The 14825-nt window shown below is 63.9% G+C and carries 14 protein-coding genes and 2 pseudogenes; 12 read left to right on the top strand and 4 right to left on the bottom strand.

All coding sequences use genetic code 11. The features are described from left to right. Positions 1 to 170: 170 nt before the first annotated feature. A complete protein-coding gene (locus tag AC07YR_RS12815; RefSeq protein WP_268760417.1) occupies positions 171 to 296 on the bottom strand; it encodes a hypothetical protein in 126 nt (41 codons plus the stop codon). 145 nt (positions 297 to 441) lie between these two features. Between AC07YR_RS12815 and AC07YR_RS12810 the strand changes: the two are divergent. The 6 genes and pseudogenes from AC07YR_RS12810 to AC07YR_RS12785 form a co-directional block, all read left to right on the top strand. Continuing rightward, positions 442 to 750, top strand: a pseudogene (locus AC07YR_RS12810) (PfkB family carbohydrate kinase); the annotation flags it as partial. Between the two features lie 104 nt (positions 751 to 854). Continuing rightward, positions 855 to 1415 (top strand): GNAT family N-acetyltransferase, encoded by a 561-nt coding sequence (locus AC07YR_RS12805; RefSeq protein ID WP_494734210.1) that lies wholly within the window; start codon positions 855 to 857, stop codon positions 1413 to 1415. Further along, on the top strand, positions 1366 to 1968 hold the full coding sequence (locus AC07YR_RS12800) for a DeoR/GlpR family DNA-binding transcription regulator (protein WP_494734175.1): 603 nt from the start codon (positions 1366 to 1368) through the stop codon (positions 1966 to 1968). Before AC07YR_RS12805 ends, AC07YR_RS12800 begins: the two co-directional genes overlap by 50 nt. A 1041-nt stretch (positions 1969 to 3009) precedes the next feature. After that, on the top strand, positions 3010 to 3438 hold the full coding sequence (locus tag AC07YR_RS12795) for a hypothetical protein (protein ID WP_494734174.1): 429 nt from the start codon (positions 3010 to 3012) through the stop codon (positions 3436 to 3438). Between the two features lie 272 nt (positions 3439 to 3710). Continuing rightward, positions 3711 to 4187 (top strand): HNH endonuclease, encoded by a 477-nt coding sequence (locus tag AC07YR_RS12790; RefSeq protein WP_494734173.1) that lies wholly within the window; start codon positions 3711 to 3713, stop codon positions 4185 to 4187. Positions 4188 to 4282: 95 nt separating this feature from the next. Then, positions 4283 to 5071: a GntR family transcriptional regulator gene (locus tag AC07YR_RS12785; protein WP_494734172.1), complete on the top strand. Its 789-nt coding sequence runs from the start codon at positions 4283 to 4285 to the stop codon at positions 5069 to 5071. 66 nt (positions 5072 to 5137) lie between these two features. On the opposite strand, the gene AC07YR_RS12780 is transcribed toward AC07YR_RS12785, so the two are convergent. Continuing rightward, a complete protein-coding gene (locus tag AC07YR_RS12780; RefSeq protein ID WP_494734171.1) occupies positions 5138 to 5410 on the bottom strand; it encodes a DNA gyrase subunit A in 273 nt (90 codons plus the stop codon). Between the two features lie 141 nt (positions 5411 to 5551). Here AC07YR_RS12780 and AC07YR_RS12775 point away from each other — a divergent pair, with 141 nt between their 5' ends. Beyond that, complete coding sequence (locus AC07YR_RS12775; RefSeq protein WP_494734170.1) at positions 5552 to 6115, top strand: dihydrofolate reductase family protein; 564 nt, start codon at positions 5552 to 5554, stop codon at positions 6113 to 6115. A 77-nt stretch (positions 6116 to 6192) separates the two neighbouring features. Continuing rightward, complete coding sequence (locus AC07YR_RS12770; RefSeq protein WP_494734169.1) at positions 6193 to 6978, top strand: alpha/beta fold hydrolase; 786 nt, start codon at positions 6193 to 6195, stop codon at positions 6976 to 6978. 75 nt (positions 6979 to 7053) lie between these two features. On the opposite strand, the gene AC07YR_RS12765 is transcribed toward AC07YR_RS12770, so the two are convergent. Further along, positions 7054 to 8061, bottom strand: a complete 1008-nt coding sequence (locus tag AC07YR_RS12765; RefSeq protein ID WP_494734168.1) for a nucleoside hydrolase — start codon at positions 8059 to 8061, stop codon at positions 7054 to 7056. A gap of 52 nt (positions 8062 to 8113) precedes the next feature. Next, positions 8114 to 9526 carry an MFS transporter gene (locus tag AC07YR_RS12760; RefSeq protein WP_494734167.1) on the bottom strand — a complete coding sequence of 471 codons (1413 nt, stop codon included), beginning with the start codon at positions 9524 to 9526 and terminating at the stop codon, positions 8114 to 8116. A 138-nt stretch (positions 9527 to 9664) separates the two neighbouring features. Here AC07YR_RS12760 and AC07YR_RS12755 point away from each other — a divergent pair, with 138 nt between their 5' ends. The 4 genes and pseudogenes from AC07YR_RS12755 (at position 9665) to AC07YR_RS12740 (ending at position 14072) form a co-directional block, all read left to right on the top strand. Continuing rightward, a complete protein-coding gene (locus AC07YR_RS12755; RefSeq protein WP_494734166.1) occupies positions 9665 to 10537 on the top strand; it encodes a ribokinase in 873 nt (290 codons plus the stop codon). Continuing rightward, positions 10534 to 11049, top strand: coding sequence for a GNAT family N-acetyltransferase (locus AC07YR_RS12750; RefSeq protein WP_494734165.1), 516 nt, complete (start codon positions 10534 to 10536; stop codon positions 11047 to 11049). Before AC07YR_RS12755 ends, AC07YR_RS12750 begins: the two co-directional genes overlap by 4 nt. Before the next feature lie 9 nt (positions 11050 to 11058). Next, positions 11059 to 11727, top strand: a pseudogene (locus tag AC07YR_RS12745) (DeoR/GlpR family DNA-binding transcription regulator); the annotation flags it as partial. A 467-nt stretch (positions 11728 to 12194) separates the two neighbouring features. Beyond that, on the top strand, positions 12195 to 14072 hold the full coding sequence (locus tag AC07YR_RS12740) for a glycosyltransferase family 4 protein (protein WP_494734164.1): 1878 nt from the start codon (positions 12195 to 12197) through the stop codon (positions 14070 to 14072). Positions 14073 to 14825 lie beyond the last annotated feature (753 nt).

The following is a 14825-nucleotide window of genomic DNA, read 5'->3' as shown; positions in this document are numbered from 1 at the left end:
TGCCGCAATAGCAGCCCCTGCAGGACGCAACGATGGGACGTCCTAGGCCAGCAGGTGTTCTTCGCCGAGCGCGACGGGCGACGTGCACCGGAACTGGGCCAATGATCTCAAGGTGGTCTACAAGGACCCGGCTTCACCGGTGGTCGGTTCCGACGGCGTAACGTAATCGTTCATGATGTCCCGCCCACTTGCGCCTCTTCGCGCTCCAGCAGATAGCGAAGAAATGCCGCCTGGTTGTCGATTTCCCGCTGTTTGCGCGGGGAAACCCAACCCAGCAATTCTTTTTCGTTAACCATGATGCTCACTCCTTCCGGTTATGAATTGATGGTCATCCCGTCCAGGCAAGATCCGCGAAAGTTTCAGGCAAGATAGGCGAAGGTCTTGTCGGCGGCAGCCTTGGCCCGGCCGAACACGAAATTGAGCGGGCACCTTTCCTCAGTGGCGCTGGCCGAGACCAAGCTCGTCGCGGTGACCTATGGGAAGGACGGCTCGGCGATGTTTGAGCACGGGCGGCGGGTGGCGGAGGCTCCTGCCTCTGTAGTGACGGTGGCGAACACCATCGGGGCGGGCGACGCATTTTGCTCTGCCCTGGTGCTGGGACTCGGGGCTGGGCTCGACTACCCCACAGCGTTGGCCGTGGCCAACGCTGTGGGGGCGGATGCGGTGGGTGATCCTTCATCGCAGCCGGCGCTGGCCCCGCTGGCCGAATACGTTGCCCGCGTAGCGGGAGCCGGGGTTGCTGCGCGGTGAATCTGGTTTTCAGGCAGGCAACGCCTGCTGACCATTCCGAGGTCCGGAGAATCACGCGGGAGGCCTACCTCTACGCCGGGCATTTCACGGCCGACCATCCGTACATGAGCGTATTGGAGGATGTGGAACATCGGGCGGAGCATGCCAAGGTGTGGGTGGCCGTAGCCTTCGGCGAAATGGTCGCGGCCGTGACGCTCACCTTCGCAGGACAGCCGTACAGCGAGATCGCCGTGGACAATGAGCTCGAGTTCCGGATGCTCGCGGTGGATCCTGCTGTTCAAGGCAACGGGGTTGGCCGCGCCGTTGTTCGTCAGGTCATCGAACACGCCAAATCATTGCCGGACATCGGGGCGATCAGCATTACGAGTGCGACGTTTATGGAACGGGCACATGTTCTTTATGAATCCTTAGGCTTTCGGCGGGTTCCGGCCCGTGACTGGTACGTGCCCGGCGAGGACGTGCTTCTCTGGGTTTCCGGTTGGAGGTGCAGCCCGCCGGCGTTGCTAGGTGAACGTGGGCACGCAGCAATGCTCTTAGCTCGTCCTGTGGACCATCCACCGCGACCTGGCGCTACTGAACGGGCAGGGCCGGCTGGCCCGCACCTACGGCGGGGCAATGGCCCAGGGCGCGCACCCGGAAGCGTCGCTGCGGCAGCGCACCGGTGAGGCGTTCGAGCAGAAACACGCGTTCGAACGCTCGGCGGCGTCGGTGATCCGGCCCGGGGAGACATCCTGCTGGACGCCGGCTCCACCGTCGGTGCCTTTGGCCCACGAACTGCGGGGCTTCGAGAAGCTGTCCGTGACGACTCCGGGCATCAACACCATGCAGGGGCTGACCGATTCGGAGGGCATCGAGGTGGACTGCCTGGGCGGCAGGCTGCGGAGCCTTTCGCAAAGTTTTGTCGGGCCCTTGGCCGAGGCGGCGCTGGAGCGGATGAGCTTTGACCGGGTGTTCCTGGGCGCCGATGCCGTCACCGCCGAGGACGGCATCTGCGAGGCGGACCACGCCCAGACCCGGCTCAAGGAGCTGATGGCCCGCCGCGGCCGGGAGGTGTACGTCTTGGCAGATTCGTCCAAGCTTGGGCTTCGGCCGTTCCACGCGTGGGCGCGTTTGGCTCTGCCGTGGACCCTGGTGACGGACGACGGCGCCGATCCTGGTCAGGTGGCGAAGTTCCGGGACGCTGGGGTTCAGGTTGAGGTGGCGGTAGTTAGTGGTTGAGAGCCGATAGTCCAGTGGTGTGGTTGGCTCCATGGACAGGCGCTTACGCGCCGGCAGAATGCTTCCCGGCATGGCTCCACTTACAGAGTATGTAGTGCCTCTCTGTCTGCCTACGCTGAACCCCATTGAACAGTAGCAAAGGGTGGGTACATGGAATCGCGGGTGATGTGCATGCTCGCAAGCCTTTCCCGCAGCTTCGGCATCCAGTGGGCAGGTATGCGGATCATCCAACCGAGGGCATGCCAAGGACTGGCCGAGAGTTTTGTTGGACCCTTCAGGAATGCGACGCTGAGGGTTGTAATCTGAGGCAATTCGTATCGATCCAAGAAATTTTGTGGCCCTTAAAGTGGATGTTCCGGTCCGCGCTTGCTCGGATAAGCACGCCAATAAGGAAGCGGCTATCTTGCGCGCCGATACGTGGATCGATAGGCAAGAGCGCGAGCAATGAGACTTAAAGTTGTTGTGCGCGTTCCGCATGGAGATGTCGGAGGGCGCGAGTTATTCCCTCCCCGGTCATTGGGGTTAGCGGCAGGTAAGAATCCGCGGCATGACCTCGCAAACGGGTAAACGGTATGACCCAGTCGCTCGAAACATAAACAGTTGCGCTGTTGACTAATTCTGTAATCCCAGTTTGCATTTTTAATGCAAGATTCGGTGTTACGCTCAGCGAGCAATTCGCATCTACACCAGAATTTGGGGGCACAAATGAACACATTCTTTCGCCGCAAAGAAGCGCGAAAGCCGGTCAATAGCGGCCTTGACAAGCGCTTCCGGACCTCGCCGGACTCGTGGATTACTCAGAAGCGAGTGGGTGGTGCAGCTGCAGCTGTTGTCCTAGTCGTTTCAGCGACGGCATGCGGAGGACAAACGGCCGCCTCATCCACGACGCCTCTTGCCAGCGCGTCCGCATCTCCGAGCGCGACTCCGGCACCCACACCAACTGCGCCGGCATCCTCCGGCTGCGTCACGGAAAACGCGACTGAAAAGTACGCGCCAAAGGTCTTCATCTGTACAAAGAGCGACGCCGGAAAGCTGCTGTGGATGGAGCAGTCAGAATCAAAACGGGTCACGGACGCGCGGGCGGCGGCGGCGAAGGTAGCTGCTGAGAAGGCAGCTGCCGACAAGGCAGCACAAGAAGCTGCGGCTAAGGCGGCCCAGGAGCAGGCCGCTGCGGAAACGGCCCGTCAACAGGCTGCGGCCGCGGAGACGGCGCGCCAGCAGCAGGCTGCGGCCGCGGCAGCTGCTGCCGCAGCAGCCGCGAAAGCCCAGGTGCCCGTGCAGCCTGCCGCCCCGGCGGCTCCGTCCGGATGCGATCCAAACTATGCAGGGGGATGTGTGCCCATTGCATCAGACGTAGACTGCGCGGGCGGGAGCGGCAACGGTCCCGCGTACGTACGCGGACCTGTCACCGTCGTCGGATCAGACATCTATGGTCTCGACAATGATCGGGACGGCGTGGGTTGCGAGTAGTGAACTGCTAGTCGGGTGATCAGGACCGTCGCCTATGGCTTCCCAATGCCGTAGGCGACGGACCTGAATAACATCCGTCTGGGAAGTTTGGGCCTTACCAAACCGCGTTTGGGCGCTCTGTCATAAGGGCCGCAACGATGCCCGGGTGCAGTGGTGAGTCTTAAGGGGAAGACATGCTGGAACTGAAACGCATCTACTGGAGCCGCCAGGTTCTGCGATTGGCTTATTCGGCTGTGATTTTTTGGTTAGGCGTCTCCGTAGTCGTGGCGCTCATGCCTGAGACGAACGGAGCGGACGGCCCGGTGGCCTCATCGGCCGCCGGGGTACTCCGCGGAATGTTCGACGACGTCCTGGCAGCGGTCATCGCACCGGGCGCCTTTGTTATCGTCCTGACAATTGCAGCGGCCATCATCACCGGTCGCGACGTCCGGCGCCGCGATCCAGTCCGGCGTTTCAACCGCCAGCAGCGCCGCGACGGCATGGCGCGTGCTGGCGGCCGGTGTGAGATGGAAACGAGGTTCCGGCGTCGTTGTTCCCGGCCCGCCGAACACGGCGACCATTTCTATCCCTGGTCCAAAGGCGGCTCTACCAGCCTGCAGAATTTCGTCGCCGCCTGCGCGAGGTGCAACCGCGCTAAGAGCGCCAGGATCCCCTCTCCCGGCCAGCAGGAAAGGATGGAACGACGACGGCGGGACTATGTCACGCATGAAAGTCCCGTCAGCGTCGGCGAACGGCAGCCCCTCCCCTAGCCTCCCGTCCATGCCAAACAAACCGCACTTGTCCAACAAACAAGTCACACGTGTCGTACGCTGGAATTCCCGAAGACCACTAAGCGAGGAATAACGTGCACGAGGACGCCGCCAGGTTCCTGTCCCAGCCGGTGGAGGCCCAGCCCGGCTCGCCGCTCCGGGTTGCCGTGTACTCCCGGATCGCCGAGGCCATCCGCAACAGCCTGCTGACGCCCGGCTCGATGCTCCCCACTGAAACGGAACTTGGCGCGGACATGAAGGTCAGCCGCACCGTGGTCCGCGAAGCGCTGATGCTGCTCGAAGAGGACGGCCTCATCCGGGCCCGCCGCGGCGTCGGCCGGTTTGTCGCCGACACCCTCCCCCGCATCGGCATCGAGCGGATCCGCCCCTTCGAGGAAGTCCTCGGCGGCCCCGGGCAGCACATCGAAATCAAACGCATCCAGCGGCAGCGGCAGCCCGCCTCCGAATTCGTCGCCCCCGGCGTGGGCGTCGAGCCCGGAGCCGACTGCTGGCTATGGGAGTCGGTCCTGATCCGCGACGGTGAAGCCATCGCCCACCTGCAGGAAAACATCTCGGCCCTGCCGGTGAGTCTGGGCAGCACTCCCGCTGCCGCCGCGCCGCTGGAAATCGACGACGACGGCGGCAGCAGCCTGCTTGCCACCCTCAACAACCGCTTCGGCAAGGTCTTCGGGCCCGGCGAATGCCAGATCAGCCTGAGCCAGGTAGGGCCCAGCCGGGCCAAGCTGCTTGATCTGCGGGCACCGGATCCGGTCCTCGTGCTGACGCAGTACGTCAGGCACGCGAACCGGCCCTTCTATCTGGCCAAGTGCCTCATCGCAGCTCGCGCCGGCCACCTCTCCGTGATGCAGTCCCTGCAGTCCTGACGCGAGCTAGCCCAAACAACTGCGGGCCGCCCTGAAGCTCTTGATCGACGGAGACCCCCGGATTCCTCAGCGGCCATCAGGCAAGCTTGATCTAAGCTCTTCTGCACGGGAAGCGAGCGCCTGACGCTGGTCCCGGGTGAGTCTTCTAACCTGCAGGTCGAGGACTGCCCGGCTGCCCAACTCTCCCACACCCAATAGCTGACCCACCCGACGCCTTGCCTCGTCCGCGTCCTCTGAATCCTCAATTATCTGGAAGACCTCGTCACGCCGATCCATGGCCTGTACCAGGGCGTCAAGGAGCATCAATTCCTGCCTTGTCTGCCGCTCATCTTCATCCATGCGGCGATTCTTGCACGGCGGAAGTCATTAGGGCATGGCGTCCAGTTGAGGATCTTCCACCAGACAGCTCAGTTGACGCGAGGACGGAGGTTCCCGCGCCATGCTGGTCTATATGCTGGAGACTGACGGAAGGCTGGCGCCATGCGGAAACTGATCTACGGCATGAACGTGACCCTGGACGGCTACATCGCCGCGCCCGGCGACGACATTGGCTGGGGCGTGCCGAGCGAGGAATTGTTCCAGTGGTGGCTCGATCAGGAGCTGGCGATCGGCCTGTTGCTGTATGGGCGCAAGCTGTGGGAGACCATGAGCTCCCACTGGCCCACCGGCGACCAGCAGCCCAATGCCACCCCGGAGGAGATCGCGTTCGCACGGAACTGGCGGGACACGCCGAAGGTGGTCTTCTCCTCGACGATCGACAGGGTCGACTGGAACACCCGCGTGGTCGCCGGTGACGCGGTCGAGGAGATCACCCGTCTCAAGGCTGACGACGGCGATCCGATGAGGATTGGTGGCGCAACGCTCGCCGGTGCGGCCATGCGGGCCGGGCTGATCGATGAGTACACGGTCGTGACCCATCCGGTCCTAGCAGGCGGCGGCACGCCGTTCTTCACCGCGCTGGACAGCTGGGTGAACCTGAACCTGATGGAAACGCGGACGTTTCCCGGCGGCGTGATCATGACCAGGTACGAGACGAGGCGCTGAACGCGCCTGGTGCTGGCCTTCCCCTCACGACGTAGCGGCCGGTAGCCGGTAGGCCACCTCGGGCGTATGGTTCGTCTATGGATCGGATACGGGCCATCCTTCTTCCCGGGAGTGTGCTCCCCGCACAGCCTGCGTACGAAGCTCTGATAGACGCCCTGGGCCGGGATGTAGAGGCCGTCGCCAAAGACTTGGAGCTCTACGCAGACGATGAGCCGCCGCCTGACTGGAGCCTGGACACCGAGATCGACGGCGTGCTCCGCGAAGCTGACGCCCGGGGATGGGAGAGGTTCCACCTTGTGGGCTATTCGGGCGGCGGCGCGGCGGCGCTGGCGTTCGCTGCCAAGCATCCCGGACGTCTGCTGAGCCTGGCGCTGCTGGAGCCTGCCTGGGCCGGGAACTGGGACTGGAGCCCTGCGCACGCGGAGCTCTGGAAGAAGTACGAGCAGCTGGAAGCCCTTCCCCCGGAGCAGTTCATGCCCGCCTTCATCAGGCTGGGAGTTAAGCCCGACGTCGTGCTTCCACCACCGCCTCCGGGTCCCCCGCCGCCGTGGATGGCAAAGCGGCCCGCGGGAATCAGGGCGTTCCTGCAGAACTTCAAGAGCTATGACCTGGACAGGGCACGTTTGGCCGCGTTTCCCCAGCCGGTCTTCTTCGCCCTTGGCGGCTTGAGCAACCCGGACGACTACGGCGAGATCGCCGGCCGGCTGGCAAGGGTCTTCTTCCCGGACTTCCACCTGGAGGTGTTCTCCAAGCGCCACCACTTCGACCCGCCACACCGGATCGAGCCGGAGCGACTGGCCGAATTGCTCCGGAAGCACTGGGAGCGGGCGGAAGGCAGGAGTGAGGCATCAACGGGCTCCTGACTTTGCGGGCAGGCGCCGGGCACCTCTCCGTAATGCAGTCCATCCAGTCCTGACCGGCTCGGCCGACACGACCGCTTAGGCGACCGCCGCACCCACGACAACTGCCGCCGTCGTGCTTTCAGAGAAGGACTGCAGCACCTCCACCAGGTGCGGCGCGAAGTCGCCGTCGAGCTCCAGCACCACCCGGCAGCGGGCGCCGGGCTGCTCCGGGTAGTCCATGTACCGTCCGCGGAGCTCGCAGATGGTCTGGCCGCGGCCGGGACCGTCGGTGGTGTCGACGGCGACCGTCACCACCGGGGCCACCGCTGCACTGACGCCGCCCACGGCGAGGGCGGCAGCGAGGGGGTCGTGCATCGCCGAGCACGCCCGGCCGAACTGGCTCTCGTAGAAGCGGAAGTAGTAGCCCAGCATGTCGCCGAGTGCCTGCGGGACCGGATGGTCCGCGGCGAGCAGTTCCTGCCGGTGGCTTTCCTCGAGCACATTGGACATGGTGACGTCCAGCGGCACCAGGGTCACGTCCCAGTCGGCGTCGAGGACGTCCGCCGCGGCTTCGGGGTCGTTGGCGATGTTGGCCTCGGCCACGGGGGTGATGTTCCCGGGCGCGAACGCGGCGCCGCCCATGATGGTGATGTCCTGAACCAGCCGGGGCAGCTCCGGGTCCAAACGCAGCGCTTCGGCGATGTTGGTGAGCGGTCCGACGGCCAGGATCCGCAGCGTGCCGGGGTGCTCGTGGGCGAGCCGGACCAGCATCTCGGCGGCGGTTCCGGGCACCAGCTCGGCGTCGGCGGCCTCCAGCGAGACTTCGCCGATTCCGTTGGTGCCGTGGACGTGCGGGGCACCGCCGTGGAAGGTTCCGGCCTGCGGGTCGTGGGCGCCGAGCGCGACGGGGATGTGGGCGTGCCCGGCGAGCTGGAGCAGGTCCAGGGTGTTCCGGGCGCCGACGGCGGCACTGACGTTGCCGCTGACGGTGCCGATCCCCCGCACGTCAGCCTGCGGCGAGGCGAGCAGGTAGGCCAGGGCGAGGGCGTCGTCGATCCCGGTGTCGCAGTCGAGATAGAACGGGTGGCTGATGGGCGTGGTCATGCTGGGTTTCTCGTTTCGTTGGTGCTGGATGTGCTGATGGACGGGTGTGGGGTTAGAGCTTTTCGCCCTTGGGTGCCGCGACGAAGAGGCTAACGAGGAAGGCGGCCGCGGTGATGGCGACCGAGATCCAGAGGGCGGTGGTGTAGCCGGCGGAGGTGGCCTGGGCGGCGAACGGTGCCACCAGCACGACGCCGAGGCTCGCGCCGATGCCGAAGGAGGCGCCGTTGATGCCGGGCAGGGCCGCGGGGGCTTCCTTGGGCGAGAGCAGCACGGAGAGTCCGTTGATGGCGGTGAGGAAGAGGCCGTTGTAGAAGATGCCGAGGGCGGCGACGGCGATCAGGACGGCCACCTGGTTGTCGGAGAACGTGGCCGCGGCGATGGCGCAGGCCAGGCTCAGCCCGGTTCCGGCCCGGAGCGTTTTGATCCAGCCGCGGCGGTCGGCGAGCCAGCCGGCGAGGGGTGCGGCGAAGACGCCGATCAGCGCGGCGGGGGTCAGGAACAGCAGGGCCGACAGGGAGGCGCTGAGTCCGAAGCCGTGGTGGGTGTCCTGGCTGAGCAGAACGACGGTGAAGTTGATGATGGCGAAGATGCCGGCGAGGGTCAGGACGGTGGTGGCGATGACCGGCCAGACCTGGCGGGAGCGCAGGTGGTGGACGGCGATGAGCGGGTTGGTGCGTTTCTTCTCGATCATCCAGAAGGCGGCGAAGGACGCGATGGTGCCGGCGAGCAGGCCAATGGTGCTGGGGGCGGTCCAGCCGGCGGCCGAGCCGCCGGAGACGAAGTAGGTGATGAAGACCAGGAACACGGACAGGGACCCTGCGCCCCACCAGTCCATGGCGCCGCGTACTCCCTGCGGACGTCCCTTCGGGACGGTTTTGAGGATGCAGGCGGCGGCGATGGCCGTCAGGACGAGGACGACGACGAAGATGGACCGGAAGCCGAGGGTTTCGGCCATGAGGCCGCCAAAGTAGCCGCCGACGCCGCCGTTGATGGCGGCGATGATGCCGACCGAGGTGCCGAAGACGCGGGCCTGCAGGTTTTCGCTGAGCACGATGTAGGCGAGCGCGAAGACGGCGCTGGAGACTCCCTGGAGGAACCTGCCGGCGATGAGGATCGGCAGAGTGGGGGCGGCGATGCAGAGGATGGTGCCCGCGCCCATGACTCCGAGGACCAGGAGCAGGGCGGTCCGGCGGCCGATGAAGTCGCTCCAGCGTCCGATGACGGGCCCGGCGATGGCGCCGGCCAGGAAGAACATGGACTGGACGGGGGCTGCGCTGTCGGCGCTCAGGCCAAAGGAGGCCGCGATCTGCGGCAGCGCCGGGGTGACCATGCTGGCGTTGAGCTGGAAGGACAGCACGCCGAGCAGCAGCGTGGCGATCAGCAGGGCGGCGCGGCGGCCGGCGATTTTTGGTGTCTCGGCGGCGAGGTCCGGCGGTGACGCGGCGACTGACGTTGGGGTGTTCACATCAAACTCCTTTGTTCTGCAGGTGGTTCCTGCCCTTGGGATGTGAGTTGTTATACAACCATGTATGACGCACAAGTACAACCGTGCCGTACACTATTTCCTAATCCAGCCGCCTTGGCTTCACCGATAGGACTTTCCATGAGCACTCGACTTCCTGCCGTCACCGTCGTCGGCAGCATCAACCTCGACATCATCGCCACCGCAGACAGGCTCCCCTCCCCGGGTGAGACCCTTGGCGGCGGCACCTTGACGCAGCAGCCGGGCGGCAAGGGCGCCAACCAGGCGGTGGCCGCTGCACGCTTGGGCGCCAGTTCGCGGATGATTGGGGCTGTGGGCGATGACGCCTCCGGCCGCCTGATGCTGGAGTCCCTTTCTGGCGCGGGAGTGGACACCACTGATGTGGCAGTGCTCGACGGCGACGCGACCGGCACGGCGCTGATCGTGGTGGACCGCGACGGCGAGAACCAGATCGTGGTGTGCCCGGGGGCGAACGCTGGATTCTCCTTGGAGGGCGTGGAGTTCGGTCCGGACGAGACGGTGCTGTGCCAGCTCGAGGTCGGCCTGCCCGTGGTACTGGAGGCGGCCCGCCGCTCCTCCGGCTTCCTTGTCCTGAACGCGGCCCCGGCCATGGACCTGCCGGTGGAACTGCTGGAGCGCTGCGACCTGGTGATCGTCAACGAGACCGAGTACGAGCTGATCCCGTCGCTGGCGGAAGCCAAGCTCGTCGCGGTGACGTACGGGAAGGACGGGTCGGCGATGTTCGAGCACGGGCGGCGGGTTGCCGAGGCGCCTGCTTCTATGGTGACGGTGGCGAACACGATCGGTGCAGGCGACGCGTTCTGCGCAGCCCTGGTTCTGGCGCTCCGGACGGGGCTCGGCTACTCAACGGCGCTGGCGGTGGCCAACACTGTTGGCGCGGATGCGGTGGGTGATCATTCATCGCAGCCGGCGCTGGCCCCGCTGGCCGAATACGTTGCCCGCGTAGCGGGAGCCGGGGTTGCTGCGCGGTGAATCTGGTTTTCAGGCCAGCCGCGCCGGCGGACTATTCAGAGGTCCGGAGAATCACGCGGGAGGCGTACCTCCACGCCGGGCACTTCACGGCCGACCACCCGTACATGAGTGTCCTGGCCAACGTGGAGCACCGGGCGGAGCATGCCGAGGTTTGGGTGGCCGAAGCCTCCGGTGCAGTCGTCGCGGCGGTGACGCTCACCTTCGCAGGGCAGCCGTACAGCGAGATCGCAGTGGAAAATGAGCTCGAATTCCGGATGCTCGCGGTCGATCCGGCGGCACAGGGCGGCGGGGTTGGTCGCGCCGTTGTTCGTGAGGTAATCGAACATGCCCAGTCCCTACCGGGCATCAGTGCAATCAGCATTACGAGTGCGACGTTCATGGAACGGGCCCATGTTCTCTACGAATCCATGGGCTTCGAGCGGGTTCCGGAACGTGACTGGTACGCGTCTGGCGAGGACGTGCTGCTCTGGGTGTTCCGGCTCGAGCTGCAGCGGGCGGTTGTTCCTGGGTAAACGCCCGCCACCGCCTCCACCATCCGCCGCGACCTGGCACTGCTGAACGGGCAAGGCCGGCTGGCCCGCACCTACGGCGGGGCCATGGCGCTGGGCGCGCACCCGGAGGCGTCGCTGCGGCAGCGCACCGGTGAGGCCTTTGAGCAGAAGCACGCGATCGCCCGCTGGGCGGCGTCCGTGATCCGGCCCGGGGAGAACATCCTGCTCGACGCCGGCTCCACCGTGGGTGCCCTGGCCCACGAACTGCGGGGGTTCGAAAAGCTGTCCGTGACGACGCCGGGGATCAACACCATGCAGGAGCTGGCCGATTCGGAGGGCATCGAGGTGGACTGCCTGGGCGGCCGGCTGCGGAGCCTTTCGCAAAGTTTTGTCGGGCCCTTGGCCGAGGCGGCGCTGGAACGGATGAGCTTCGACCGCGTGTTCCTGGGCGCCGACGCCGTCACCGCCGAGGACGGCATCTGCGAGGCCGACCACGCCCAGACCCGGCTCAAGGAGCTCATGGCCCGCCGCGGCCGGGAGGTGTACGTGCTGGCGGACTCGTCCAAGCTTGGCCTGCGGCCGTTCCATGCCTGGGCCCGGCTCGCGCTGCCTTGGACTCTGGTAACGGACGACGGCGCCGAACCGGGGCAGGTGCAGAAGTTCAGCAATACAGGGGTTGAGGTTAAGGTGGCGGAGGTTGGCAGACAGGTTCAACCCAGCCATCCTAAAATTGCATCAATTTGTGCGCCGCGAAGTGACCGTGGACCTCCTTTGTCCCCGGTACTGCACCATGAAGGATCAGGGGCGAGCGGCAGGTAAGAGGCGGACCTAGCTATCGTTTCCGTGTCGCTCCACACCCGGCTGCTCAGCTCCGGAGCTCCTCACCTACGAGCACAATAGCGTGGACGATGTAGAAGTCTCCCAAACCTTCGCGCGCGGCGAGCACTCCTCCACCCTATTGTCGGACGATCGAGCCGGCTCGGTACCGGCGTGACATTCCGAGAGTCGGCGGCTGGTTCCAAGGCTTGTCTACGTCTGTGTCTGTCAAAAGAGGGTTAGTGTGAAATGCAACGACAGACCCCACTAGCTGACTGGCCAGCTGTCGAATAACAGACACGACGGTTCCCAACCGGCACCAAAGCATTGCTCCCACTAAAGTCGAGAAAGTGAGTAACTCAAAAGAAAAATCGAATGAGGCGCAGCGTTACAACAGCAAGTTGGAAAGGCAAGTAGCTGCCGAGCTTCGCTTCTCAAACCAATTTGAGTTTGTGAAACGCCCCGGGAGCCGAATCGTTGCTGACGAGGGCAGCTATGCCCGGGTGACCCCGGATCTCGTCCTACGGCACGACGGGCAATACATCGCTCTCGACATAGCAGTGCGTGGTGCCCGTGGCGTTCGGGAAGTTGCGGTTCGACGAGCGGTGGTTGCTGAGCGGCTACGGCAGCAACTCCCGGATGGGTCTCTGGTTTTCCTGATCATTGACGGGGCCGATATATGGCAAAGTCACCCATCATCGTTCGTCCCCACGGAAGGGCAGCTTACACCAGAGTTACTTTCGGCTGAGGTGCGATCTTCTGCGGGCGCAGCTCTCCGAAAGCCCGGTTTCGATGCAGTCCTATTCTTAGATCGTGGAGTTCAGAATGCTGTAGTGGTCATGCGTGACGGACGACTTCTTCGTTACGAGAAACGGTCACTCACCGAAGCAGTTGAGCGAGCGGTCGAGCTTAGGCGCTGGGCTGATGATAAAGAACTCAGTTCGGAAAAAGAAGCCGCAATTAACGCCGAGGACATAGTACCCCACTCATCCCTGGGGACTAAGCGAGAGCGATACCTTCTTGTAGCCGACGAGCTATCTCCGGCTAAAGGGGGAATTTCCAGCTTCAATCTCGAGTTCGCCAAAGCGCTTCGGGCCCGAGACCGTGAAGTCTGCATTGCGCTACCAGAAGCCCCTTCGGAACTTGATCACCAACGCGCGAAGGACTATGGCATTCGCTTGGCGCTGCCAGCGAATCAGATTCCGGGAGTGCAAGGACCACCAGCATTTTTGACTGGTATCCGCTATCTAGACCAAAGCGATTTCCGACCGACCATAATCGTTGGTCATGGTCGAATCCTTGGCCCCTATGCCTACGCACTTCAAATGCAGCATCCTTCGAGTTCTCGAATACACCTCGTTCATATGCACGCGGAGGAGCTGGAGAGAGCAAAAGAATCCTACGGCGGAGAGCCTCGAACCAGGACAGCGGCCGAGCGATCCGCGCTGGAAGTCGAGCTTGCCAGCAGTGCTGACGTAGTCGCAGGCGTGGGCAAGAAGCTCACTGGCTGGATTGAGGATCAAGTTCTAGCTGATCCACTCTTCAGTGAGCGAGGAGGGCAGGTTTCCTGCCTGCTTCCCGGCCTCCGCGACTGGCCGCGGAGCCGCTCTCGGGTTCCGACGGAAAAGCGCTTCCTGATCACAGCCCGTGCGGACGACTTCGAGTCTAAGGGAATCGCCACTGCCATCCGCGCTGTAGGCGAAGCTAGGACGCTGCGACCCAACTACCCGGACACTATAAGCCTTGTCATTCGCGGTGTCCCCGAAGAGCACACCGAAGTAAAGCGAAAGGTTGACGAACTCGCTGCGCCGTACGGCTTCCAACCAATGCTCCGGCAATTTAGCACAAACTCTGATGACATTGAGCACGATCTTCGAACAGCAGTCGCAGTCCTCATGCCATCTAGAACAGAAGGGTTTGGTCTTTCCGCCTATGAAGCCATAGCAGCTGAAGTCCCTATCCTAATCACCAGAGACAGCGGCCTTGCTCGATTGATCCGCGACGTGGACGGTACCACGGCATGGCCACCAGAGACCATCCCGTTTGATCACGAACATTCGTGGGTTGATGCAATTTTGAAGATACTCGATGACCCGGAAGCAAATTTCAGACGCGCACGCCAACTCAAGGATGCGATACACCGGAAGGACTTTTGGGAGACCAGTATTGTCGCGCTTGAAGGGGCTTTAGATGAATCTAGAGCCCATAGGGCGCGGACCCTGCCCTAACCCTTGAACCACAACATTAGGCTCTTCTTTAGTGTCGTCAGCGTCGTCGGACACCGCCGCCTTCCAAGCCTAAGGACGAGACCATAGCTGCGCGCGTCGAGCAAAGGCGAGCTTCTGCGGCCCACAACTGATTCTGGCGGCCTGGGGTCGCGGTCACGTGCCTGTCAAACTCCTCGGGGCTCGCAGTGGGCTCCGGGCACGGCATGAGTCCCGGCATGCTGCTGGTTACCTGTCCACGTACCTCACCGATCCCGGCTCCGGATGCTCATCTTGCACGGATATGACGTGGCCCAAGCTTTCCGCCTCAAGGTATATCCCTTTGGGGTCTCAGCGGGAGAGGTGATGACGCAGGCCAGAGATGGTATGGGTCGAATGGTCGTTGGGGACGGTCGATGGCTGGGCTGGGTGATCACACACCCGCCCCATAGGACGACCCCGCTTCGGGGACCTTCAGGCTGGGCTCGGACAATGCTTCAGTATGCACAGAAGCACGCCATCGTCCGCCAGGCGTCCGTGGAGTGCATCTCGCCTTATCCAACTTCTTCATAACGCCTAGGTTCCTGGTCAGTGAGGGCCCCACCACAAGATGGGCCCAATGCAAGAGTGGCAGGGGCCCTAGTGCACGTTGACAGCGTATGACGGTGGTAAGCTGTCGGCCGCTATTACGGGAAGCCGGGAGGTATTTCTCGTGAGAGTGGAGGACGACTGCAACCGACGGGCAGCGGCAGGATCTGCGGGCATCTTGGGAATTGT

The organism is Arthrobacter sp. GW460-12-1-14-TSB2, assembly GCF_059423525.1.
The sequence above is the reverse complement of the archived record's forward strand: the minus strand, read 5'-3'. Positions and strand labels throughout refer to the sequence as shown.